Origin of the sequence: Streptomyces radiopugnans, assembly GCF_900110735.1 — a bacterium.
Lineage (GTDB): Bacteria > Actinomycetota > Actinomycetes > Streptomycetales > Streptomycetaceae > Streptomyces > Streptomyces radiopugnans.
This window is the reverse complement of sequence record NZ_FOET01000002.1, coordinates 513,155-533,897: the sequence shown is the minus strand read 5'-3', so window position 1 is coordinate 533,897 and position 20,743 is coordinate 513,155. Positions and strand designations below refer to the sequence as shown.

At 74.2% G+C, this 20,743-nt stretch carries 21 protein-coding genes and 3 pseudogenes; 18 read left to right on the top strand and 6 right to left on the bottom strand.

Going from position 1 to position 20,743, the window contains the following annotated elements; genetic code table 11:
* The first annotated feature begins 69 nt into the window (after positions 1–69).
* Genes BMY40_RS07185 through BMY40_RS07180 form a run of 3 tightly spaced genes read left to right on the top strand, consistent with a single transcriptional unit; the run spans position 70 to position 2,131 of the window.
* Positions 70–1,503, top strand: a complete 1,434-nt coding sequence (locus BMY40_RS07185) for an NACHT domain-containing protein (RefSeq protein WP_093656588.1) — start codon at positions 70–72, stop codon at positions 1,501–1,503.
* Complete coding sequence (locus BMY40_RS28930) at positions 1,503–1,631, top strand: hypothetical protein (RefSeq protein ID WP_281250745.1); 129 nt, start codon at positions 1,503–1,505, stop codon at positions 1,629–1,631. The genes BMY40_RS07185 and BMY40_RS28930 overlap by 1 nt, the downstream gene beginning before the upstream one ends.
* A gap of 56 nt (positions 1,632–1,687) precedes the next feature.
* The gene (locus BMY40_RS07180; RefSeq protein WP_143071741.1) at positions 1,688–2,131 is read left to right on the top strand and encodes a hypothetical protein; all 444 of its coding nucleotides are present in this window, start codon (positions 1,688–1,690) and stop codon (positions 2,129–2,131) included.
* A gap of 72 nt (positions 2,132–2,203) precedes the next feature.
* Here BMY40_RS07180 and BMY40_RS07175 read toward each other — a convergent pair whose 3' ends face one another.
* Positions 2,204–3,151 (bottom strand): EamA family transporter, encoded by a 948-nt coding sequence (locus BMY40_RS07175; protein WP_177213907.1) that lies wholly within the window; start codon positions 3,149–3,151, stop codon positions 2,204–2,206.
* A 138-nt stretch (positions 3,152–3,289) separates the two neighbouring features.
* On the opposite strand from BMY40_RS07175, the gene BMY40_RS07170 reads away from it, so the two are divergent.
* On the top strand, positions 3,290–3,856 hold the full coding sequence (locus tag BMY40_RS07170) for a GNAT family N-acetyltransferase (protein WP_093656584.1): 567 nt from the start codon (positions 3,290–3,292) through the stop codon (positions 3,854–3,856).
* Between the two features lie 35 nt (positions 3,857–3,891).
* On the opposite strand, the gene BMY40_RS07165 is transcribed toward BMY40_RS07170, so the two are convergent.
* Positions 3,892–4,269, bottom strand: coding sequence for a VOC family protein (locus BMY40_RS07165; protein WP_093656582.1), 378 nt, complete (start codon positions 4,267–4,269; stop codon positions 3,892–3,894).
* A gap of 258 nt (positions 4,270–4,527) precedes the next feature.
* Here BMY40_RS07165 and BMY40_RS07160 point away from each other — a divergent pair, with 258 nt between their 5' ends.
* Entirely contained in the window at positions 4,528–5,379 is an 852-nt protein-coding gene (locus BMY40_RS07160; protein WP_093656580.1) for a phosphotransferase enzyme family protein, read from the top strand.
* Positions 5,380–5,445: 66 nt separating this feature from the next.
* Here BMY40_RS07160 and BMY40_RS07155 read toward each other — a convergent pair.
* Both BMY40_RS07155 and BMY40_RS07150 read right to left on the bottom strand, forming a co-directional pair.
* Positions 5,446–5,805: pseudogene (locus BMY40_RS07155) on the bottom strand (VOC family protein); the annotation flags it as partial.
* Positions 5,806–6,040: 235 nt separating this feature from the next.
* Entirely contained in the window at positions 6,041–7,948 is a 1,908-nt protein-coding gene (locus BMY40_RS07150) for a pentapeptide repeat-containing protein (protein WP_342745060.1), read from the bottom strand.
* 433 nt (positions 7,949–8,381) lie between these two features.
* Between BMY40_RS07150 and BMY40_RS07145 the strand changes: the two genes are divergently transcribed.
* The 11 genes and pseudogenes from BMY40_RS07145 (at position 8,382) to BMY40_RS07100 (ending at position 15,791) form a co-directional block, all read left to right on the top strand.
* Positions 8,382–8,957, top strand: coding sequence for a hypothetical protein (locus BMY40_RS07145; protein ID WP_093656576.1), 576 nt, complete (start codon positions 8,382–8,384; stop codon positions 8,955–8,957).
* A gap of 78 nt (positions 8,958–9,035) precedes the next feature.
* A complete protein-coding gene (locus tag BMY40_RS07140) occupies positions 9,036–9,515 on the top strand; it encodes a DUF4956 domain-containing protein (protein WP_218158239.1) in 480 nt (159 codons plus the stop codon).
* Positions 9,512–10,027 (top strand): annotated as a pseudogene (locus BMY40_RS28475) (VTC domain-containing protein); the annotation flags it as partial. The gene BMY40_RS07140 and the pseudogene BMY40_RS28475, both read left to right, overlap by 4 nt.
* Positions 10,028–10,116: 89 nt before the next feature.
* The gene (locus tag BMY40_RS28470; protein WP_245769907.1) at positions 10,117–10,359 is read left to right on the top strand and encodes a hypothetical protein; all 243 of its coding nucleotides are present in this window, start codon (positions 10,117–10,119) and stop codon (positions 10,357–10,359) included.
* A gap of 113 nt (positions 10,360–10,472) precedes the next feature.
* A pseudogene (locus tag BMY40_RS07130) lies at positions 10,473–12,271 on the top strand (CotH kinase family protein).
* Positions 12,272–12,405: 134 nt separating this feature from the next.
* Complete coding sequence (locus BMY40_RS07125) at positions 12,406–13,026, top strand: hypothetical protein (protein WP_143071740.1); 621 nt, start codon at positions 12,406–12,408, stop codon at positions 13,024–13,026.
* On the top strand, positions 13,019–13,354 hold the full coding sequence (locus tag BMY40_RS07120; protein WP_093656570.1) for a hypothetical protein: 336 nt from the start codon (positions 13,019–13,021) through the stop codon (positions 13,352–13,354). The genes BMY40_RS07125 and BMY40_RS07120 overlap by 8 nt, the downstream gene beginning before the upstream one ends.
* 123 nt (positions 13,355–13,477) lie before the next feature.
* Complete coding sequence (locus BMY40_RS07115) at positions 13,478–13,687, top strand: DUF4236 domain-containing protein (RefSeq protein ID WP_093656844.1); 210 nt, start codon at positions 13,478–13,480, stop codon at positions 13,685–13,687.
* Between the two features lie 408 nt (positions 13,688–14,095).
* Positions 14,096–14,716, top strand: coding sequence for a DUF6230 family protein (locus BMY40_RS07110; RefSeq protein WP_093656568.1), 621 nt, complete (start codon positions 14,096–14,098; stop codon positions 14,714–14,716).
* Positions 14,707–15,102, top strand: coding sequence for a DUF6114 domain-containing protein (locus tag BMY40_RS07105; RefSeq protein WP_093656566.1), 396 nt, complete (start codon positions 14,707–14,709; stop codon positions 15,100–15,102). Before BMY40_RS07110 ends, BMY40_RS07105 begins: the two co-directional genes overlap by 10 nt.
* Positions 15,099–15,791 (top strand): hypothetical protein, encoded by a 693-nt coding sequence (locus BMY40_RS07100; RefSeq protein WP_093656564.1) that lies wholly within the window; start codon positions 15,099–15,101, stop codon positions 15,789–15,791. Before BMY40_RS07105 ends, BMY40_RS07100 begins: the two co-directional genes overlap by 4 nt.
* A gap of 103 nt (positions 15,792–15,894) precedes the next feature.
* On the opposite strand, the gene BMY40_RS07095 is transcribed toward BMY40_RS07100, so the two are convergent.
* Positions 15,895–17,259, bottom strand: a complete 1,365-nt coding sequence (locus BMY40_RS07095) for a nicotinate phosphoribosyltransferase (RefSeq protein WP_245769906.1) — start codon at positions 17,257–17,259, stop codon at positions 15,895–15,897.
* Positions 17,260–17,354: 95 nt separating this feature from the next.
* Entirely contained in the window at positions 17,355–18,956 is a 1,602-nt protein-coding gene (locus BMY40_RS07090; protein WP_093656562.1) for a bifunctional aminoglycoside phosphotransferase/ATP-binding protein, read from the bottom strand.
* Positions 18,957–19,307: 351 nt separating this feature from the next.
* Here BMY40_RS07090 and BMY40_RS07085 point away from each other — a divergent pair, with 351 nt between their 5' ends.
* Complete coding sequence (locus BMY40_RS07085; RefSeq protein WP_093656560.1) at positions 19,308–19,562, top strand: DUF1876 domain-containing protein; 255 nt, start codon at positions 19,308–19,310, stop codon at positions 19,560–19,562.
* A gap of 111 nt (positions 19,563–19,673) precedes the next feature.
* Entirely contained in the window at positions 19,674–20,702 is a 1,029-nt protein-coding gene (locus tag BMY40_RS07080) for an Acg family FMN-binding oxidoreductase (protein WP_093656558.1), read from the top strand.
* Positions 20,703–20,743 lie beyond the last annotated feature (41 nt).

Sequence of the window (20,743 nt, the reverse complement as noted above, 5' to 3'; positions counted from 1 at the left end):
ACGGCCCGGACCGCGGGCGCCCCGGCCCGTCCGGTGGCGGGCATGTCGGCTCCGCGATGATGGGGCGTCATGGGGAGAGGACGCGGGCAGGGTCGGGGACTGGCGGTGCTGGCGGCGGTGGCGCTGGTGGCGGCCGTCGGGTTCGGGGCGCGGGCCGCGCACAGCGGCGTCGTGGTGGACGGCACGTTCGACGGGGTGGGCGCGGTGATCGCCCTGGTGTCCCTGGCCGTGGCCCTGGTCGCCGCCCGGCACGGCGCCCAGGCCCTGCGCCGGCAGGAGACCAACCTCCAGGAGGTGGCGGCACGGCTGGCGGTAGCGGTGCTCGACGAGACGCGCACCGCCCGGCAGCAGCTCCTCGGCGACCACGACAGGACCGTCGACGTCCGGTTCACCCTGCGACCGGCCCCGGCCAACACAGCCGCCGGAGCCGGGGCCGGCGGGCGGCTCGGGGAAGTCGTGGACTACTACCGCGACCTGCGCCCCCGCAGGCTGGTGGTCACCGGAGCCCCGGGAGCGGGCAAGACCGTGCTGGCCCTCCAGCTCATGCTGCGCCTGCTGTCGCGGCGCACACCGGACGACCCGGTGCCGGTACTTCTGTCCCTGGCTTCCTGGGATCCCGACGATGACCTCGGGGAGTGGATCGCCCGGCGCCTGAGGGACACCTACCGGCTGCCCGCGGCCTCGGCCCGGGAGTTGGTCGGGGCCCGGCTGGTGCTGCCGGTGCTGGACGGTCTGGACGAGATGGACGCCGACTCCATGCCCGGGTACGCTTCCCGGGCCGGCCGGGCGGTACGCGCCCTGAACCGCTACCAGGGCGCCGACGGCAAGGCCGGGCTGGTGCTGACCTGCCGCACCCGCACCTACACGGTCCTGGAGGGGCTGCGGGGCGTGTGGGCCCAGGACGCCGCCCGTGTGGAGATCCGTCCCGTCGACGCGGCCGGGGCGGGCGGCTTCCTGCGCGCCCGGGCCGCCGACCCCGGGCGCTGGCAGCCGGTGATCGACGAACTGGAGCGGGCCCCCGACGGCCCGCTGGCCCGTGGCCTGTCCACCCCCTGGCGCCTGACCCTGGCCTCCCTCGTCCACGAGCCGCGCGACGAGAGGACCGGCGCCTACCTGCGCGACCCGGCCGAGCTGCTCGCCCCGGAGCCGGACACCGCCGAGGCGGTGAGCGAGCACCTGCTCGGACTGCTCGTCCCCACCGCCACGGCCACCGCCGACGCCCTGTCCGGCACACGGCGCCGTGCCCGGTACACCCCCGAGCAGGTCCGCGCCCGGCTCACCGAACTGGCCGTCCACCTCGACCGCAACGCCGCCACCGGGCGGACCGTGGGCGGATGGCCGCTGTCCGGCACCGACATCGTGCTCCACGAACTGTGGCCGCTGGCGGGCTCCCGCCTGCCCCGGGCCGTCCACGCCGCCCTCCTCGCGACCGCCTGGCTCCTCTGCGCCGCCGCGCTGCTCCCCCGGGCGACCACCGACTCGGGTTCCTCCCGCTGCAGCTGATGGGCGCCGGGCTGCTGTTCGTGACGGCCGCGGTGTCGGTGTCCGCGGCCTGGGCGGTGGTCATGCCGCGACTGGACCGGATGAGTCTGCGGCCGTTCCGGGCCCGGCCGACCGGCGCCGCGCGGTGAAGCGGCTCGGACTCGGGAGTGCGTACGGATTCGTGGCCGGAGGCGCCTCCGGGGCCGTGCTCGGCCTCGGATTCGCGTCGGCGCTTCTGCTGGTGGCCCCGGGGGCGGTGGGAGCCGCCGATCCGCGAGACGTCATGCGGGGCAATCTCGTGTTCGGGACCGTCTTCGGCATCGTTCTCGGTTTCGTGTCGGGGGGCTCGGCCCCCGTCGTCCTGGGGGGCATCGACCCGCAGGACGCGGAGAGGCGTTTCGACGCCGAGCTCGTGTGCGTGCCCGCGTTCGCGCTCGCGGCCGGGCTGCTGTTCGGGATCGCGGGTGTGCGGTACGCGGCGCTGCTGCTGTGCACCCGGCGGTGGAACCGCCACCGGCTCCCGTGGCGGCTCGGCCGGTTCCTCCACTGGTGCTACGGCGCCGGGCTGCTGCGTCTGGCGGGCACCGCCTACCAGCTCCGCCACCGCGAACTCCAGGACCACCTCGCCTCCCGCGCCCGCACCCCGTAGCGGCCGTCTCCCCGCGCCGGCCTCCGCCGGCCGCTGCCGGCGGTCGGGTGCCGGCAGGACAGGCACCGGCGGTCAGGCGTCCGGGAGGGAGGCGCGGGCGGCACGGGTGGCGCGGGTGGCGCCCGCCGACGCGACCACCACGCACAGCACCGCCAGCCACTGCGACCAGTACAGCGACTCCCGCAGCACCACCAGGCCGATGAGGGCCGCCACCGCCGGTTCCAGGCTCATCAGGATGCCGAACACACGCGGCGGCATCCTGCGCAGCGCCTCCAGGTCCAGCGAGTACGGGATCACCGACGACAGCAGTGCCACCCCGAGCCCCGCGGCCAGGACCCACGGCTGGAGCAGCGCCGTTCCGCTGTCGGCCACGCCGAACGGCACGGCCATCAGCGCCGCGACGGCCATGCCCAGAGCCAGGCCGCCGCCTTCCGAGGTGTGGCGGCCCAGCGCCGCGCCGAGCAGGATGTACAGCCCCCAGCACACCCCCGCGGCGAGGGCGAACAGGCAGCCGACGAGGTCGAGTTCGCCGCGTCCCTCCATCAGCAGGACCACCCCGCCCGCCGCGAGCACGGCCCAGAAGGCGTCCAGCCACCGCCTCGCCCCGGCCAGGGCCACCCCCAGCGGCCCGAGGAACTCGATGGTCACCGCGATCCCCAGCGGGATCCGGGCCAGCGCCAGGTAGAAGCACAGGTTCATCAGGCCCAGGACCGCGCCGTAGCCGAGCACCACCGTCCACGCTCGGCGGTTCATGCGCGGCGACGGCCGCCACAGCAGCATCAGCACCGCCGCAGCGAAGAACAGCCGCAGCGCGACCGTCCCGAAGCTGCCCGCCGTGCTGAACAGGTTCTTGGCCAGTGCCGCGCCCACCTGGACGCTGACGATGCCGAGCAGTACCAGCACCGTCGGCGGGACCGTGTCGAAGACACGGCCGGCCGACGCGGTCAGGGGGGACCGGGGGGACGGGCCGGTTTCGGTCCTGTCGGCGTCCGAGGTGTTCGAGGTGTTCGAGGTGGCCACGCGCGGAGTATCGATGATCGGGCGCCGCGCGTCACACGGTTTTCCCGCCGCCGCCCGCGTCCGGGATCATCCCGTGGTGGACCTTAGGCGCGGCGGATCGCCGGAGCCGGCGCGGACCGGGAGTGGCGGGGAGGCGGGATGCTCACATGGCGGCGGGTGACCGAAGAGGACTTCGGGCTGCTGCGGGAATGGCTCGCGCAGCCGCACGTGGCGCGGTGGTGGCACCACGACACGTCCGCGGAGGCGGTCGCGCGGGACTTCGGCCCGGCGGCGCGCGGCGAGGAGCCGTCCGAGGACCTGCTGGTGACGGAGGACGGCGCACCGGTCGCCCTGGTGCAGCGGTGCCGCTTCGCGGACTACCCCGACTACCGCGCGGAGCTGGCCGGCCAGGTCGAACTGCCCGACTCGGCGGTCACGATCGACTACCTGATCGGCGACCCCGCCCGGGTGGGACGGGGGCTGGGGCCGCGCGTGATCCGGGCGGTCGTGGCGGCCACCTGGACCGACCACCCGGACGCGTCCGCAGTCGTCGTCCCCGTGAACGCGGCCAACCGCGCGTCGTGGCGGGCACTGGAGAAGGCCGGGCTGCGCAGGGTCGGCACGGCCGACCTGGACCCGGACAACCCGGCCGACGGCCGCGCCCACCACGTCTACCGCGCCGACCGGCCCACCGGCGAGGCCCCCGGCCCCGACGCCCCGGCCTGAGCGCGGCCGCGGGCGCCGGGCGTGGCCGGAGAGCGTCAGAGCGGGGCGAGGCGGGCCCTGAGCAGGCAGAACTCGTTGCCCTCCGGGTCGGCGAGGACGTGCCAGGGCTCCTCGCCGGTCTGGCCGACGTCGGCCGGGCGTGCCCCGAGTTCCAGAAGGCGTTCGAGCTCGGCGTCCTGGTCGCGGTCGGTGGCGTTGACGTCGATGTGCAGCCGGGCCTTCCCCGGCTCCGGCTCGTCCCTGCGGCTGAGGATGATCGTCGGCTGCGGACCGCCGAACCCTTCGCGCGGCCCGATCTCGATGCAGCCCTCCTCGCGGTCGAGCACCACGAAGTCCAGGACCTCGCACCAGAACCGCGCCAGCGCCTCGGGATCGCGGCAACCGAGTACGAGCTCACTGATACGACATGCCATCGACGGAAACCTGCTTTCAGCGTGGGAACTGCCAGGACGCCCGCGACCGTACCGGGCGAGGCGGGCACGGGCGAAGGGTTTTCGTGCTCGATCCCGCCGGGCCGCCCGGCGCGGCCGTTGGCCGCGCGGCAGGGAGGCCGCTCCCCCTGCCGCTGCCCCCTGCTCACCGCGGCTTCTCACGGCGGCTTGGTACGGTGCGCGGGCCGCGCCGTCCGGAGAGTCGTGGCAGCGCCCAAGAGTCAGGGAGGCCGGGGAAGGATGCGGGCATCGGAGGCCCGGCGTGCGGTGGCAGCGGCCTTGTCGATCGCCTCGTCGCTCGGCCTGACCGCCGACGAAGCGATCGTTCTCAACGACTCGAACAAGCTCACGCTGCGCCTGTTGCCCTGCGACGCCTTGGCCCGGGTGGCACCTGTGGCGCACCAGGTCGCGCAGTTCGAGGTCGAGGTCGCCCAGCGGCTCGCCGAAGCCGGATACCCCGTGGCCGCTCTCGAACCTCGTGTGGAGCCACGCGTCCGTGAACGCGACGGCTTCGTGGTCACGTTGTGGACCTACTACGAGCCCGTGTCACCCCAGGCCGCCTCACCGGCCGATTACGCCGACGCGCTCAGGCGGCTGCACACCGGCATGTGCGGGCTCGACCTCCCGGTGCCGCACTTCACGGACCGGGTCGAGCAGGCTCGACGGCTCGTGGCGGACCGCAACCGCACTCCGGCGCTCGCCGACGCGGACCGGGAGCTGCTGTGCGACACGTTGCGGAGCCTGGGGCGGGCGATCGGCGAGCGTGGCGGCGCCGAGCAGCTGCTGCACGGCGAGCCGCACCCGGGCAACGTGCTCGGCACGGAGAACGGGCTGCTGTTCGTGGATTTCGAGACGTGCTGCAGTGGACCCGTCGAGTTCGACCTCGCCCACGCGCCCGAGGAGGTCGGCGAGCACTATCCGGGCGTGGACCAGGACCTGCTGCGCGAGTGCCGCATCCTCGTGCTGGCGGTGATCACGGCGTGGCGCTGGGACCGGGACGACCGGCTCCCCGGCGGTCGCCGGCTGGGCGCGGAGTGGCTCGGCCGGATCCGGGCGGCACTCGATCGCAACGGCCCGGACACCCATGGCTGATGAGCACAAGGCCCGTGTGCCGGGGTGCCGGCGCGGCTCCGCGTCAGGGCGTCAGGACAGGGCGCAGACGCAGAACTCGTGGCCCTCCGGGTCGGTCAGGACCGTCCACGGCACCTCGCCCTGGCCCACGTCGGCGGGCGTCGCACCGAGAGTCTTCAGCTGTGCGACCAGCTCCGCCTGGTGGGCCGCGGATGTGGTGGCGAGGTCGAGGTGCACACGGTTCTTCGCCTCCGCCTTGGGCTCCGGGACGGGAACGACATCGATGCAGACGGCGACCGGATCCGGCCATACGAGGCCGCCGGCGGGCCCGACGTAGGTGGTCACGCCGGGGCTGTAGGCGTGCCAGCCGAGGGCCTCCGCCCAGAACCGGCCGACCGCCGGGGCGTCGAGAGCCTTGATGTTCACCTGGGCAGGTCGCAGCGCCATGTCGGCGATCCTATGCGCACGCTCCGCGACGGCCCCCGCGTTTTCGCCGGACGGAGCGCTCGGCCCTGCCGGGCGGACCGTCCACCCCCGGCAGGTGAAGCGCCAGGTCACAGCCGCCCTCTCCGCGGCACCACGGGCCCGACATCAGCGGTGGTTCAACGCGCCGACGGCCACCGCCGCCACCCACAGCGCGAACGCGCCCCGCACTGTGCGTGCGGGGGGCGTCACAGGGCGGTCAGCGTTTGACGCGGTTGCGCACGGCCAGGACCGCCAGGCCCAGCAGGACGGGTTCGACGAGGCGGGAGGCCATCTCGGTGTAGGTGCCCGTCGTGGTCAGGTCCTGCCCGGAGGAGCGGAACACCACCGAGTTGAGCGTGACGTTCAGTGCCTTTTCGAAGCGCTCGCCGGTGAACCTGTCCCCGGTGGGGTTCTGCGGGTCGGCCTTGCCGATGGTGAGGGTGACCGTGCCGCCGCCGGGCGGCACGGTGCCGGTCGCCTCCTGCTTCGGCGAGTCCCCGGGGATCCCGAAGCCCATCAGCAGCACGACGGTGACCAGCATCGCCGCCCCCAGCCAGCCCAGCGCGCGGGCCGCGCGCAGCCCGTAGCCGGAGACGGCCCAGTAGGCGGCCAGCAGCGCCCGCTCGCTCCAGGGCCGGGAGGCGTCGTGGCGGCGCATCTCCATCTCGCCGTAGTAGAAGTCGGCCGCTCCGGGCTCGTCCTTGCCGTCCTCGAACGCCTTGCGCAGCGCCCGGTACACCGGCGCCAACTGCGCCGGCCCGGCGTGACCGGCGCCGAGCACCGCCACGTTCCAGCCCCGGACCGCTCCCGGCCGGCGCGCACGCCAGTGGTGCTCCTCGGCCAGGGTGCGGCGCGGAGTGAACCGTACCGGCCGCCCGCGCACCCAGTGCGTGCCGGGCGGGACCTCGCCGAAGGAGTAGGCACCCTCCAGCCGCAACTGGTCCAGGTGCACGGTCCCGGTGAAAAGGCACCCCGACAGATCGACGTCGGCCAGGACCAGATGGGCCGCGTCCACCCCGCGTAGCGAGGCCAGCCGCACCGCGGCGTCCGGTGCACCGGCAAGAGCGTGTTCCTCCACCGGCCGCCCGTTGGGGAGCACGAAGGGGCCAGCCTCCGCGGCGATCGTGAGCGGGTACTCGAAGACCGCGTGGGAGAAGTCGACCGTCGCGTAGCGCAGCCGCACCTCGGCCGTCGACGACCAGCGGGTCCGTCGGCACTCCAGTCGGTGCGCGGCCAGCGAGAGGGTCACCGGGCCGCCGAACACCGCCCCCGACAGCACCAGCCGCCCGGCACACACCAGCGGGCCGAAACTTGCCGACCGCTCGAACACCGTATCTGCGAACCAGGCGTCGCGCTCGATGACGGCCGCTTCGAATCCGCTGCCGCTTTCGAAGGTGGCCGCTTCGAACTTCGCGTTCCCCTCAAAGGCGGCTTTCCGGAACCGGGCGTTGTCCTTGAAAGTGGTCCTCGCGAAGTTGGCGTCGCCCTTGAAGACGGCGGCTTCGAAGCAGACATCACGCTCGAAGGTGGTCGCCTCGAACGAAGCGCTGTTCCTGAAGGTGGTCGCTTCGAACCAGGCGGTGCCCGCGAAGGTGCTCTCCACGAGCCCGGCCGTGCCCTCGAACGTGGCCTCCTCGAACCAGGCGACGTTTTCGAAGACGGTTCTCCTGAATCCTGCGGTGCCCTTGAAGGTGGTCGCTTCGAACCTGGCGGTGCCCTTGAAGGTGGTCGATTCGAACCAGGCGGTGCCCGAGAAGGTGGCTGCCCCGAATCCTGCGGTGCCCTTGAAGACGGTCGTCCCGAACCAGGCCGCGCTTTCGAAGGTGGCTGCCCCGAATCCTGCGGTGCCCTTGAAGACGGTCGATTCGAACCAGGCGACACCTGCGAAGGACGCCCCTTCGAACCAGGCGTTCTTCTGGAAGGTGACCGATTCGAATCCGACGTCGCTCCGGAAGGTCGCTGAATCGAACCCCGCAGTGCCGAAGCAAGGGCGCCCGGTGGCGGGGTCGCGGAGGGCGTCGAGCAACCGGCCCAGCAACTCGGCGGTGAAGGTGGTGCCACGGTGGTCGATGTCCGAGCCGGGGGACAGGGTGGCGAAATAGGCGTCGCGGCCAGTGTCCGACAAGTGGGCCAGGCACGCGGTGTGGCCGGGGACGCGAATGCCGCGGCAGCCGACCGGGTCCTCCGTCGTGGCGCCGTGGCCGCAGTGCGGCCAGCCGGGCATACGTGGGGACGGCGCGGGGCTCGGGTGTGTCATGTCCGGAGGACGACCGGGCGTGGGTGGATAGTTGCCCGTTCCGCTTCCGAGGTCGCGCGCTGCCGGAGCCTTCCGTGCGATCCGACTTGTGAGCGGCAGGGCGTGCCCCTTCGAGCATCCCCCGAGGAGAAGGACACCGCCCGGCCCGGCCTCGCGGTCGGCCCGGACGCCTGGGCGTCCTTCCTCGACCTGGCGTCCCGCTCGCACGTCTGACGTTCGCGTCGCGCGCCTGTGCCCTGTGTCCCCGGCTCCCTCGGGAGCACAGGGCACAGGCATGCCGCCCCCTCTACGATCACCGGTCATGGCCACCCTGATCGTGACCGTCTCGCTGGCGTTCCTCGGCTACCTGGCGACCTATCTCAACGGTCTGCGGCTGGCGCAGCGGCAGGCCCGGCTCGCCCGCGTCAACCAGCAACTCAGTGATTTCTACGGTCCGTTGTTCGCCCTCATGGAGGCCAACGGCCGTATCTACGACGCCTACGCCGAGAAGTACGCCCGCCCCGACGGCCGCGACTTCTTCCACCACGACGAGCCGCCCACCGAGGAGGAGCTGGCGGCGTGGCGGCTGTGGGCCACGGCCGTCTTCCTTCCCAACGTCCGCGCGATGCGCGAAGTGGTCGTGACCAAGGCCGATCTCCTCATCGAGGAGGAGGTGCCGCAGGTGCTGCTGGATCTGTGCGCGCACGTCTCCGGCTACGAGATCACCGCCGCGCGCTGGGAGCAGGGCGACCGCACCGAGCACCTGTCGGTGATCCGCTTCCCCGGCCGGGAGTTGCGGGAGTACGTCCGCGATCGCTTCACGGGACTGAAGCACGAGCAGGCGAAGCTGCTGGGACATTCGGCCACGAGCCGTCGGCGTTTCCTGCCCGGGCTGTGATGCGGGGAGCGATCTCTGTTTCGGAACTTCGTACCGGAAGTTTTCATGCGGAAAGGCGAGCACGGCGAACTTCGGTGGATGATGTCCGACCTCGGCCTGGCCCTGTTCGGCGTGCTCTCCATCATCCGGCTGCGCTCCACCGAGCTGGACCAGCACGAGGTCGCCTACTACTTCTCGGCCCTGGCCCTGGGTCTGCTCGGCGCGGTGGACACCGGCGAGCCGTGGCGCTCGGCCGCGCTGATGGAGCTGATCCTGGCGGTGCTGTTCGTCGGTGACCACCCCCGGCTGCTGCGTACCTACCGGCGGCAGGTGATGGTGCTGGACAACGCGATCCCCGACCACGCGGCCCTGGTGGAGCACCTGGAGAGCACCCTCGGCGCCCGAGTCCACTCGGCCACCGTGCAGTGGCTGGACCTGGTCAACGACACAACCGTCGTGGACGTCCGCTACCGCGTCGGCGCGGGGCGCCGCACCGAGGGCGACGCGGGGGCGCGCACGGGCTCGCCGCCCGCGGGCGTACCGGCCGCCGGCACGACCGCGCTGACGGTGCGCTCATGAGCGCCGCCGCGATCCCCGGAGGCGTACCGGCCGCGCTGGAGAGGCTGCCGTCCATCGGGCTGGAGGAACTGCTCGCCCGCGCCATGCTCCAGACCCGGGTGGACCGCAAGTACCCCCTGCCCGCCGCGGCCCTCGGCGCGCTGCTGGATCGACTGCCGCCCGGCACAAGGGTCCTGGAGATCGGCGGAGAGCGCCGCTTCGCCTACCGGTCGCTGTACTTCGACACCCCCGACCTGCTCGGCTACCGGCTGGCCGCGCTCCGCCGGCGCCGCAGGTTCAAGGTCCGCACCCGGCTGTACGAGCAGTCGGGGGAGTGCCGGCTGGAGGTGAAGACCCGCGGTTCGCGCGGCAGCACCGTCAAGCGGCGCCTGCCGTACGACCCGGACGCCTGGGGCACGCTCGCCCCGGGGCGGCACTTCGTGGACGAGGCCCTGGCCGCCGGCGGCGTCGAGGGGGGCCGGCGGCTGACCCTGCTGCCGGTGCTGACCACCCGCTACCGCCGCACGACGCTCTACCTCCCCGACTCCGGCAGCCGGGTCACCGTCGACACCGCTCTGACCTGGCAGGACGGCGACCCCGGCTCCGTCTGCCGGACGCGGTCGTGGTGGAGACCAAGACCGGCTCCACGCCCTCCGCCGCCGACCGGCTGCTGTGGCGCGCGGGGCACCGGCCCAGCCGGATCTCCAAGTACGCGACCGGTCTGGCCGCCCTCCGCCCGGACCTGCCCGCCGTGCCCTGGCGGCGCACCCTGCGCCGGAACTTCCAGGGAGCGGAGCCGGATGCCGGGCGCCCCCCGGCCCCCGCGGCTCCCACGGAGCTGTCGGCGGCCGGCGCGGCGCGCTGACGCCTGTCCGGTACGCGCGCACCGGTACGCGCGAACGAACTCGCACGCACTCGCACGTACACGCAGGTACTCGCACTCATGGATCGAGGTGTTGCCCTGTGCGCAGGAAACGGATGGGCGCGGTGGTTCTGACGGCCGCGACGTCCATCGTCATGACAGCCGTGTCGGGTCAGGCGGGAGCCGCCGCCGCACCCGCCGCGCCGCCCGACAGACCACCGTCCCAGGCATTACCCCAGGCGTTACCCGAAGCCCTGCCCGAGGCCCTGCCCAAGACAGAGGCCACCGAGGCCGACCTCGCCGCCGGGCGGGAAGCCGCCGACGACCTGACCGGGGACATCGTCTTCTCCGTGCCCAGCGGCACCTTCAGCGGCCAGGTGTCCGTCTCGCTGAGCACATCCGTCGCGGGAGCGCAGATCCGCTACACCACCGACGGGCGGTTGCCCACCGCCTCCTCGCCGGTGTACTCCGGGCCGCTGCGCCTGACCGGCACCGCGCAACTGCGCGCCCAGGCCTTCGTGAACGGGAGCGCGAGCGGTGATCCGGGCACGGCCCTCTACGTCGCCCGCGCCGTCGAGGCCGCCCACGACCTGCCGGTGCTGGTGATGGACGCCTACGGCGCCGGAAAGCCCGGCCGCGAGTACCGGGACGTCGCCACCATGCTGATGGAGCCCCAAGGCGGCACCACCTCGCTCGGCGCGGCCCCGGCGGTGGCCACCCGGGCCGGCTTCCACCTGCGCGGGCAGTCCTCCGCCTCCTTCGAGAAGGCGCCCTACCGGCTGGAGTTGTGGGGCAACGAGGACGACGACGCCGACTACCCGATGGCCGGCATGCCGGCCGACTCCGACCGGGTGCTGCGCGGACCGTTCCCGGACAAGACCCTGGTCCGCGACGCCTTCGCCTACACCCTGGGGCGGGAGCTGGGGCTGGAGACCCCGCGCCACAGGTTCGTCGAGGTCCATCTGAACCTGGACGGCGGCCCGTTGCAGGCCGGCGACTACCAGGGCGTCTACCTGCTGGACGAGAACATCAAGAACTCGAAGAACCGGCTGGGCCTCAAGCAGCTCCGTGAGGACGACACCGAACTCCCGGACATCAGCGGCGGCTACATCTTCAAGTTCGACGCCTTCGCGGCCGAGGAGCCGAAGCTGCAGTGCACCGGCGACGCGCAGACCTGCTGGCGCGACCTGGAGGTGGTGGACCCCGATCCGCTCAACTCCCGGCAGCGGGACTGGCTGACGCGGTACGTCCAGAGCTTCCACGACTCCCTGCGCGGTCCCAACCCTTCGGACCCGCAGAGCGGTTACCCCGCCTACATCGACGTCGACTCCTTCGTGAACCTGATCATCCTCAACGAGATGAGCCGGCAGGGCGACGCCTACATCCGCAGCCAGTACTTCCACAGGGCCGCGACGGGAAGATCTCCGCCGGGCCCCTGTGGGACTACGACCTCGCCTTCGGAGCCGTCCCCGGGTCGGACATGACCGAGGGCTGGCAGTTCCAGCCGTTCTCCTTCCCCGGCTTCCCCGCCACCACCGACTGGTTCCTCGAACTGATGCAGGACCCGTCGTTCAACCAGAAGGTCAGGCAGCGGTGGCAGGAGCTGCGCCGGGGGGTGCTGTCCGACGCGCGGCTGCGCTCGCGGGTCTCCCGGCTGGCCGAGCCGCTGACCGGCGCGGCCCAGCGCAACTTCCAGCGCTGGCCCAACCTCGGCACCGCCATGGTCGGGCCGTTCCAGACCAAGACCACCCGGACCTGGCAGGAGCAGCTCCAGCTCATGCAGGACTGGCTGGTGCGGCGGGCGGCCTGGATCGACTCCTCCAACTGGCAGGTCACCGCCCGCCCCGGATGGACGCCGCAGCGCAACACCGCGCCGCTCATGCCGCATCTGCGGGACGGCGGGACATCCCGCTGACGTCCCGCCGGCGCCCCGCCGAGGTCCGGCCGCCGTTCCGGCCCGGCAGTCCGCCGGGCCGGAACGCGCTTTACGGGACGCGCCCGCGGCCTGGACACTTGGGGGACGGCGCGGGGGAGGGGAGCGGGGCGAACATGGCCGAGGACCGGGGGAGTTGGGGGAGACCGGTGCCGCTGGGGCAGGGCGGCGCGTCCGAGGCGGCCCACTTCGTCGCCGCGCCGCTGCTGGCCGGCGCCTGCATCGCCACCGTCGGCGTGCTGGGCGCGGACGCCGAGAAGTTCCGCTGGCCGGGGCCCGCGATGCTGCTGCTCACCCTCGCCTTCGCCGCACTCGTCGGCAGCGTGCAGTACGGCTTCCACGCCCGCCGCCACCTGTACTCCCCGGCGGACGTGGAGTCCTGGCATCCGCCGGACTCCCGCAGGCCCTCCGGCGAGGTGCTGCGCCGGGAGCAGCGCCGCCACTTCGGGGAGTGGCTGCGGCTGAGCCGCCGGGCGGCACTGGCCTACAACCTGGGCATCGCCCTGCTGGGCGCGGGCGGGGCGCTGGCCCTCGCGGCCCCCGAGGGCGCCTCGTTCTGGCACGCTGTGTGCCGCTGGGCGGCGAGCGCCGTGCTGGCGGCCGGCGCCCTGGCGGAGCTGGAGTGGACGCTGCGCGAGTGGTGGACGCGCAGGTGGCTGCTGCGCGCCGCCCGGGCCGGCGGTGCGGGAGAGGACAGGAGAGGGATCAGGGGGGAGGGGCAGGGGCGCGATGTCTGAGTCCGTCGTGCGCGCCGTCGGCGGCCCGTGGGAGCCGGAGGTGACGCACTGCTGTGTGTGCGGAGGGCCGCTGCTGCTGCGCGGGCGCCCGCTGACGGCGCGTCCGCGCGTGTGGTTCCTCGGCCGGCAGGGCTTCCCGGACGACCTGGCGTACGACCACGACGGCGGCTGTGCCGCGGCGGCGGTCCCGGCCGGGGTGCTCATCGGGATGAGCAGGGAGCAGGCCCTGGCGGAGGCGGCCCGCCGCAGCGCTTCGCCGGGGGACGGGGACGGCGGTACGCGGGACGGCGGTACGGGAGACGGGAACGCGGGGGGCGGGGGCGGCTGAGCACGGGGCCCGCCCGGCGGCCGAGTTCGGCGGGGCCGGAGCCGGGCATACGGACAACATCCGTATTCGGTGGGGCGGTTCGCCGCCGGGAACGCCGAGGACAGCCGAACCGAGGAGGACCGTATGGCCGTCACGTTCCGCAGGAGCATCCGGATCCTGCCCGGAGTGCGCCTGAATCTCAACCGCCGCTCCTGGTCGTTCACCCTGGGCAAGGGGAAGGGGCCCAGGCACACGTTCGGGTCCAGGGGGCGCCGCACCACGTCGATGAACCTTCCCGGTCCGTTCGGATACCGCAGGACGACGACGAGCCGGAGCCGCCGCGGCGGCCGCTGACACCGCGTGCGGCGCACGCCGCACACCGCGCACCGGGCCGGCCCCGGAACCCTCGAGGGTTCCGGGGCCGGCCCTTTCGCCGACGGCTCCGCACCGAGGGCTCCGCGAGGGCGGCCGCCGAATGGCCGAAAAGCGGCTGCACGGAACCTTGCCAGTGACCAGTGGCGTACCTACAGTCAACCTACTCGCCGGTATTGACATGTTCACTAATACCGGGAGCCTCCCCGTGCGCCCCGGCCGGGCGCGGGGTGGAGCCGCGCCACCGTACGCACCGGTCCGCCGCCGGGCCGCGAACAGCACCCCGGCGACGGAGCCGAACCGGGGCCCGGCACCAGCACAGAACCTCGCAATCCGTATGCCACAGGCACGTCCGCGAGACGTTCGCGGGCTCCGCCGGAAGGGTGTGTCATGAAGGACGAGCAGGAGAGACCCGTGGAAGGCCGCGTCAGATGGCGCAGGTTCGCCGCCGTGTGCGTGCCCGGCTTCGCCGTCACCGGCGTACTGGCCGTCGCGCTGGCCGAGGGAGCCCTCGCCGCGTCGTTCGCCGTGTCCGGCCAGCAGTTCAAGGTGTCCGCGGACCGGCTCACCGGCGACGGCTTCGTGCAGTACGGCAGCGTGGACGTCAACGCCCGCGACCAGTTGCTGCCCGTCGCGGTGACCGGCATCAAGAAGGCGAGGATGGAGAGCCTGTGCCAGTCCGTCGTCACCACCCTGCCCGTCCTCGGCGACATCTCGCTCAAGCTCTCCGCCGGCACCGGCGACAAGCCCGTGGAGGCCACCGACCTGTTCGTGGACGCCACCCAGCTCTCGGGTGACGCGTCGTTCAAGAACATCGAGATCGGCCGCGACGCCTCCACGCTCGACAAGGGCCCCGACGGGGCCCAGGGCATGCAGGACGCCTTCTCCCAGCAGGCCGACACCCTTGAGATCAGCGATCTGAAGCAGACCGCTTGGGCGACCAACGCGGGCACGTTCAAGCTCGCCGACCTCAGCATGAAGATCACCAAGGGCAAGCGCGAATGCTTCTGAGGTGGCGGCGCTGGCGTCGCGGCCGGCCCTTCTGGGGAGGGCTGCTCACCGTCGCCGCGGGCGTGGAGATCGCGGCCATCCCCCTGGCCCCGATGAAGGTCATGCTGCACCAGGGGGTCGCGGGCGCCGCGTCCGTCCTCCTGGGCGCCGTACTGATCGTGCTGGGCCTGTCGGCCTGGTTCACGCCGCACTACCGGACCCTCACCGGCATCCTCACGGCCATGATCGCCGCGGCCGCGCTGGTCCTCTCAAATCTCGGCGGCTTCCTGATCGGGACGGTCGCCGGACTCATCGGCGGCGGGCTCGTCTTCGGCTGGCAGCCGAGGACGGCGTCCGCGCCGGAACCCCCCCACCCCAACCCCCCCTTAGTCGAGGAGGAAGCGTGACCCTCAGCTCATCACGTTCCCGCACCCCCCTGTCCATCGGCGCCGCTCTGGCCGCCGCGGCCGCCCTGACCCTGGCCGGGGCCGGCAGCGCCACTGCCGGGCCGGCCGCCGTCGCGGGCTCCACGACCGTCACCCCCGCCGGGCACTACTTCGCCGCCAACCTCAGCGGCAGCGCCACCTTCAAGGCCGGCAGCGTGACGGTGACCTGCACGGTCTCCAGCTCCGCCCCCACGGGCACCGGCGACGCCAACCGCGTCCCGCAGGCGCCGGACAACAGCAACGCCGCCGGCCCGGTCGGAGGCCCCCTCAACGCGCCCACCTACAGCTCGTGCCGCACCAGCATGCCGGGCGTCTCGGCCACCGTCACCACCAGCGGCGCCTGGGGCGTCTCCGTCCAGCACGGGGCGCCGTCCACCGCGACCCTTTCCATGCCCAGCGGCGGCCTGGTCGTCAAGACCAGCGGCCTGGCCAGCTGCACCGTGACCGCCGCGCCCGACGCCGGTGCCTCGATCACCGGCACCTGGACCAACGGGGCACCCTCCAAGCTCGCCTTCACGAACGTCTCCGTGCCCGTCGACGTCGTCGGCGGATTCGGCTGCCCGACCAGCGCCACCAGTTCCGTCTTCAACGCCACCTACAACATCACCGACACGACCGACCCCGCCTCGCAGATCACCGTGACCGACTGACCCGGCGAGCGGCGGCTCGCCGAAGGGCCCCGGGCGGCGACCAGGCAGCCGCCCGGGGCCCGTGGTGCCGAACGGCCGTACGGCGGCGCGACGGGCCCGCGGGTCAGCCGCCCGCCGTGCGGCCGCCGAGCACCCGCTCGGCGATACGGCGCCTGACCTCGGCGGTCAGGCGCGACAGGGCCTCGGAGGCGACGGGCTCCGGCGGCACCGGATCCACCACGCGCCGCGCCTCCTCGGGCAGCCGCGCCAGATCGGCCTCGAAGCGCTCGCGGGCGGCCGCCAGGGTCGCGGGCGCGGCGACGCGCCGGCCGCCGCTCATCACCGTCTCCAGCAGCGGTTCGGCACCGGGCGGCGGCGTCTCGTCCCGCAGGGCGACGACATCGGCGAAGTCCGGGCCGCGGAAGACCTGCTTGGCCCCCGGAGCGGTCACCTTGGCCGCGGACAGCTTCATCACCGGCCGCCCCTCGTAGGCCACCAGCTTGTAGGCGGAGTCCAGATAGGGGGCGTCGGCCGACACCCCGACGCGGGTGCCCACGGCGTAGGTGTCGATCGGGGCGCCGGAGCGCACCAGGCGGTCGACACCGTGCTCGTCCAGGCCGCCGCTGGCGACGATCCGCACCTCCTCCAGCCCGGCCCCGTCCAGGATCCGCCGCGCGCGCACGGCCAGTTCCCCCAGGTCGCCGCTGTCGAGCCGGACGGCGCAGCCGGGCCCGTACCCCAGGTCGCGCAGCACCCGCGCCGCCGTCCGCACGCCCTCCTCGGTGTCGTAGGTGTCCACCAGGAAGGTCACCGGGCCCGGATGGGCCCTGGCGAAGGCGCGGAACGCCGCCTCCTCGTCCTCGTGGGCCTCCACGAAGGAGTGCGCCATGGTGCCCACCGCCGGGATGCCGTAGGCGGCGGACGCGGCCACGTTGCTGGTCCCGGCGAAACCCACCAGGGCGCCGAGCCGGGCCATGCGCAGACCGGCCTCGACCCCGTGGGTGCGGCGCAGCGAGAAGTCCACCACCGGGCGGCCGCCGGCTGCCAGGACGCAGCGCGCCGCCTTCGAGGCGACGGCCGTCTGGTGGCTGAGCTGGTTGAGCAGGCAGGTCTCCGCCAGCTGCGCCTGCGGCAGCGGCGCGGTCACCTCCAGCAGCGGCTCGCCCGCCAGCACGATCCGGCCCTCGGGCACGGCCCGCACCTCGCCGGTGAACTCCAGCCCCCGCATCGGCTCGAGGTCCTCCACCGGGCGGTGCAGCGCCTCGGCGAAGGCGGCGGCCTCGCTCGCGCCGACCCGCAGCCCCTCCAGGTACGACAGCGCCGACTCCAGCCCCGCCGCCACCAGGAAGCCGCGGTCCGGCGGCAGCTTCCGCACGAACAGACTGAAGACGGCCTCGCCGGTCATGTCCTCGCGCAGGTACGCCAGGGCCATGCTCACCTCGTACAGGTCCGTGGTGAGCGCTCCGGGGACGGTCATCTGTCCGGTCATGTTCCGCAGTCTCCTTCCGCGCGCGGCCCGGCGCACCTTCGCGGGACGCGGCCCGTCCCGCAGGACGCCGCCCCGGCCGTCAGCCCGTCAGTCCGTCAGTCCGGCTCCATGTAGGGGCGGCGGAAGGCCGGTGCGGACCCGGCGCCGTGCGGATGGACGGCCGCCATCGCCTGATCGGCCGCCGCCCGGAGCGGGCCGGAGGTGTCCACGGCGACGGCCTCCGGCCACGGCGCCTCCCGGGCCGCCATCTCGGCGGCCACCTCCGCCCCGGCGTCGGAGACCCCCGGCGCGCGGCCGGCCAGCCGGGCCGCGGCCACATCGCCCGGCACCCGGCAGTGCAGGGCGACCAGGTCCGCCCCGGCGCGCTCGGCGGTCCGCCGGGCCGCCTCCCGCTGCTCCGGATCCGTCCAACTGGCGTCCAGCACCACCGACTCGCCCGAGGACAGCAGGGCGGCCGCGCGGTCCAGAAGGGCCGTGTAGACGGCGCGCGTCCGCTCCGCCGTGTACAGGCCCTCGCCGTAGGAAGCGGGCGCCGGCCGCTCGGCCGGGATGCCCGCCAGCTCCTTGCGGACGCGGTCGCTGCTGAGCAGCGTGACACCCATCCGGTCCGCCAGCGCCCCCGAGAGCGTGGACTTGCCGCGGCCCGGCAGCCCGCCGACCAGGACCAGGCGTACGGCGGAGGCGCGCAGATGGCGCAGGGCCGCGGTGACCAACCGCCACGCCTCCTCCTCCGCGTCCGGCGCGCCCTGGACGGCCTGGATGAGGGAGACCTTGGCACGTACGAAGGCGCGGTAGGCGACGTAGTGGTGCCACAGGGAGGGCGGGGCGGGATCCCCGGAGTACTCGCCGTAGTGGGCCAGGAAGAACGCCGCCGCGTCCGGCGCGCCCAGCCGCTCCAGGTCCATCGCCAGGAACGCGGCGTCGTCCAGGCCGTCGACGCGGCGCAGCCGGTCGTCGAACTCCAGGCAGTCCAGGACGCGCGGGCCGTCGTCGAGGCAGAAGATGTCCTCAGCCCGCAGATCGCCGTGCCCGTCGACGACCCGGTTGCGGCGGACACGGGTCTCGAACAGCACCTCGCGGCCGCCGAGGTAACGGCGCACCAGCCGCTCGGCCTCGGACACCCCCGCGGGCAGCGCGATCGCGCCCTCCAGGGCGCGGACCTCGGCGAAGTTCGCCTCCCAGCGCCCGGCGAGCGCGTCCCGGGTGCCCTCGCGCACCACCTCCGGGCCGCGCGGGGAGTCCGCGTGTCGCGCCGCCAGCAGCCGCGCCACGGCCCGCAGCGGCTCCCGCACGTCCGAGCCCCGGCCCACCAGGGCGGCCAGCCGGCGCTCGGCCGGCATACGGCGCATCACCACGACCGGCTCGGGCCCGGCGTCCTCCTCCGGCCGCCCCTGCGGCCCGCCGGACTGCGCGGGACGGAGGCCGGGCGGGCAGTGGACCTCGGCGAGCCCCAGGTAGACGTCGGGCGCGAAACGGCGGTTGAGCTCGATCTCCCGCTCGCACCCCCGCCGCCGGGCGGCGAGGGTGGTGAAGTCCACGAACCCCAGACCGACCGGCTTCTTGAGCTTGTAGACGCGGTCCCCGAGGAAGAACAGCACCGCGGTGTGGGTCTCGCGGACCTCCGCCCGCGGGGGGTGCGCCGCCCCCGCCCCGGCGCCGGGGCGGGGTTTGGGACCGGGGGTCGGCGGTGTGGGCATCCTGTCGCTCCCTGGCTGCTGCGGGGTTCGTGCGGGGGGCCGTACGCAGGCCGCGCGGGCGGGACCCGCGGGCGCCGCCCGGTGGGGAGTACCGGGGAGCCCCGGCCCGGAAACCCCCGCCGCCCCGCCCGGACCGGGGGCGGGCCGTACGCCGTCCGATGGAACCCTCACGGCACCGGGGTTACGGTGGGAGGCAGAGGCCGGAGGCGCATCCGCGCCGGGCAGGCGCCGGCGACGCCCGGTGCGGCGACCGCCGAAGCCGGCGGGCCCGGCGTGCGGAGGGCGTGGACACCGGACCGGGCCGGACGCATCCGGACCCCATCGGCCCCGCACCACCCCAGGGAGCAGACGATGGCTCACACACAGGACTGGAAGGTCCGCGTCCACCTCTTCGAGGAGGAAGGCACGACGAAGGCCCGCGCGGTGCTGGACCTCGGGGGCACGGAGATCAGCGGACAGGGCGTCGCACGGCGCAACCCGCACGACAGGGACGTCCCCGAGATCGGTGACGAACTCGCGGCGGGACGCGCGATGAACGACCTGGCGCAGAAGCTGCTGAGCGTCGCGCGCACCGACATCGAGGGCGTGGCGCACCCCGGGCCCTGACCCCGGCCGGATCCGGCTCGACCGAGCCCCGGGCGCGCCCCGGCCCGCGGGCGCGTCCCCCGGGGCCGCCCAACCGACAGGCCGGCGGGCCGCCAGGACCGGGGAGGCCCGATGAGCACAGGGGAGCTGTCCGACGAACGCGTGACGGCCGCGGTCCGCGACGCCACCGCGGCCCCGTCCATGCACAACACCCAGCCCTGGCGCTTCCGCTATCTGCGGAGCGAGGGCGTCTTCCAGGTGCGCGCGGACTTCGGCCGCGCGCTCCCGCACGCCGATCCCGACGGGCGCGCCCTCCACATCAGCTGCGGCGCCGCCCTGCTGAACCTGAGAGTCGCGCTCGCCCACCGGGGGCTGCGGCCGGTGGCCCGGCTGCTGCCGGACCCGGGTGATCCCGCACTGCTCGCCGTGGTGCGGCCGTCCCGCCCCGAGGACGGCGGCGAGGGCGGTGGTGGCGAGGGCGGGCTCGGCGCGCTCCACCCGGCCGTCCACCGCCGCCACACCAGCCGCCTGCCGTTCACCGAGACCGAGATCCCGCAGGCGCTGCGCACCGCGCTGTCCGACGCCGCCCGGCGGGAGGGCGCCCTGCTCGACTTCCCCGGGCCGAGTCATCTGCGGTGGGTGCTGCAACTGGTGGAGGAGGCCGAGGCCCGCAACCGCACCGACCGCGGCGAGGCGGAGGACCTGGCGCGCTGGACCCGCGCAGGCACCGCAGGCACCTCCGACGCCGCCGGGGCCGCCGCGGCCGGCGACGGGATACCCGAGTACGCCTTCGGGCCGCGCAGGTTCGACGGGCGGGCCCCGGTACGGGACTTCGCGGGCACCGGGCGGGTGTCCGGGCGCCGGGCGGCGACGTTCGAGCGGCACCCGCAGGTCGCCCTGCTCAGCACGGTGAAGGACCGCCCCGAGGACTGGCTGAGGGCGGGTCAGGCCATGGAGCGCGTCCTGCTGCTGGCCACCCTGGAGGGCCTGGTCGGCTCGCCGGCCACCCAGCCCGTGGAGTGGCCGGACCTGCGCTGGCCGCTGCGTGATCCGGTGTCGGGCCGGGGCCAGGTGCAGACGGTGCTGCGGCTGGGGTACGGCCCGTCGGGGCCCGGCACCCCGCGCCGCCCGACTGGCGAGGTGCTCGACATCCGGCCCTGACCGCACCGACCCGTCCGGCCCACGGGCCTCGCCGGCCCACG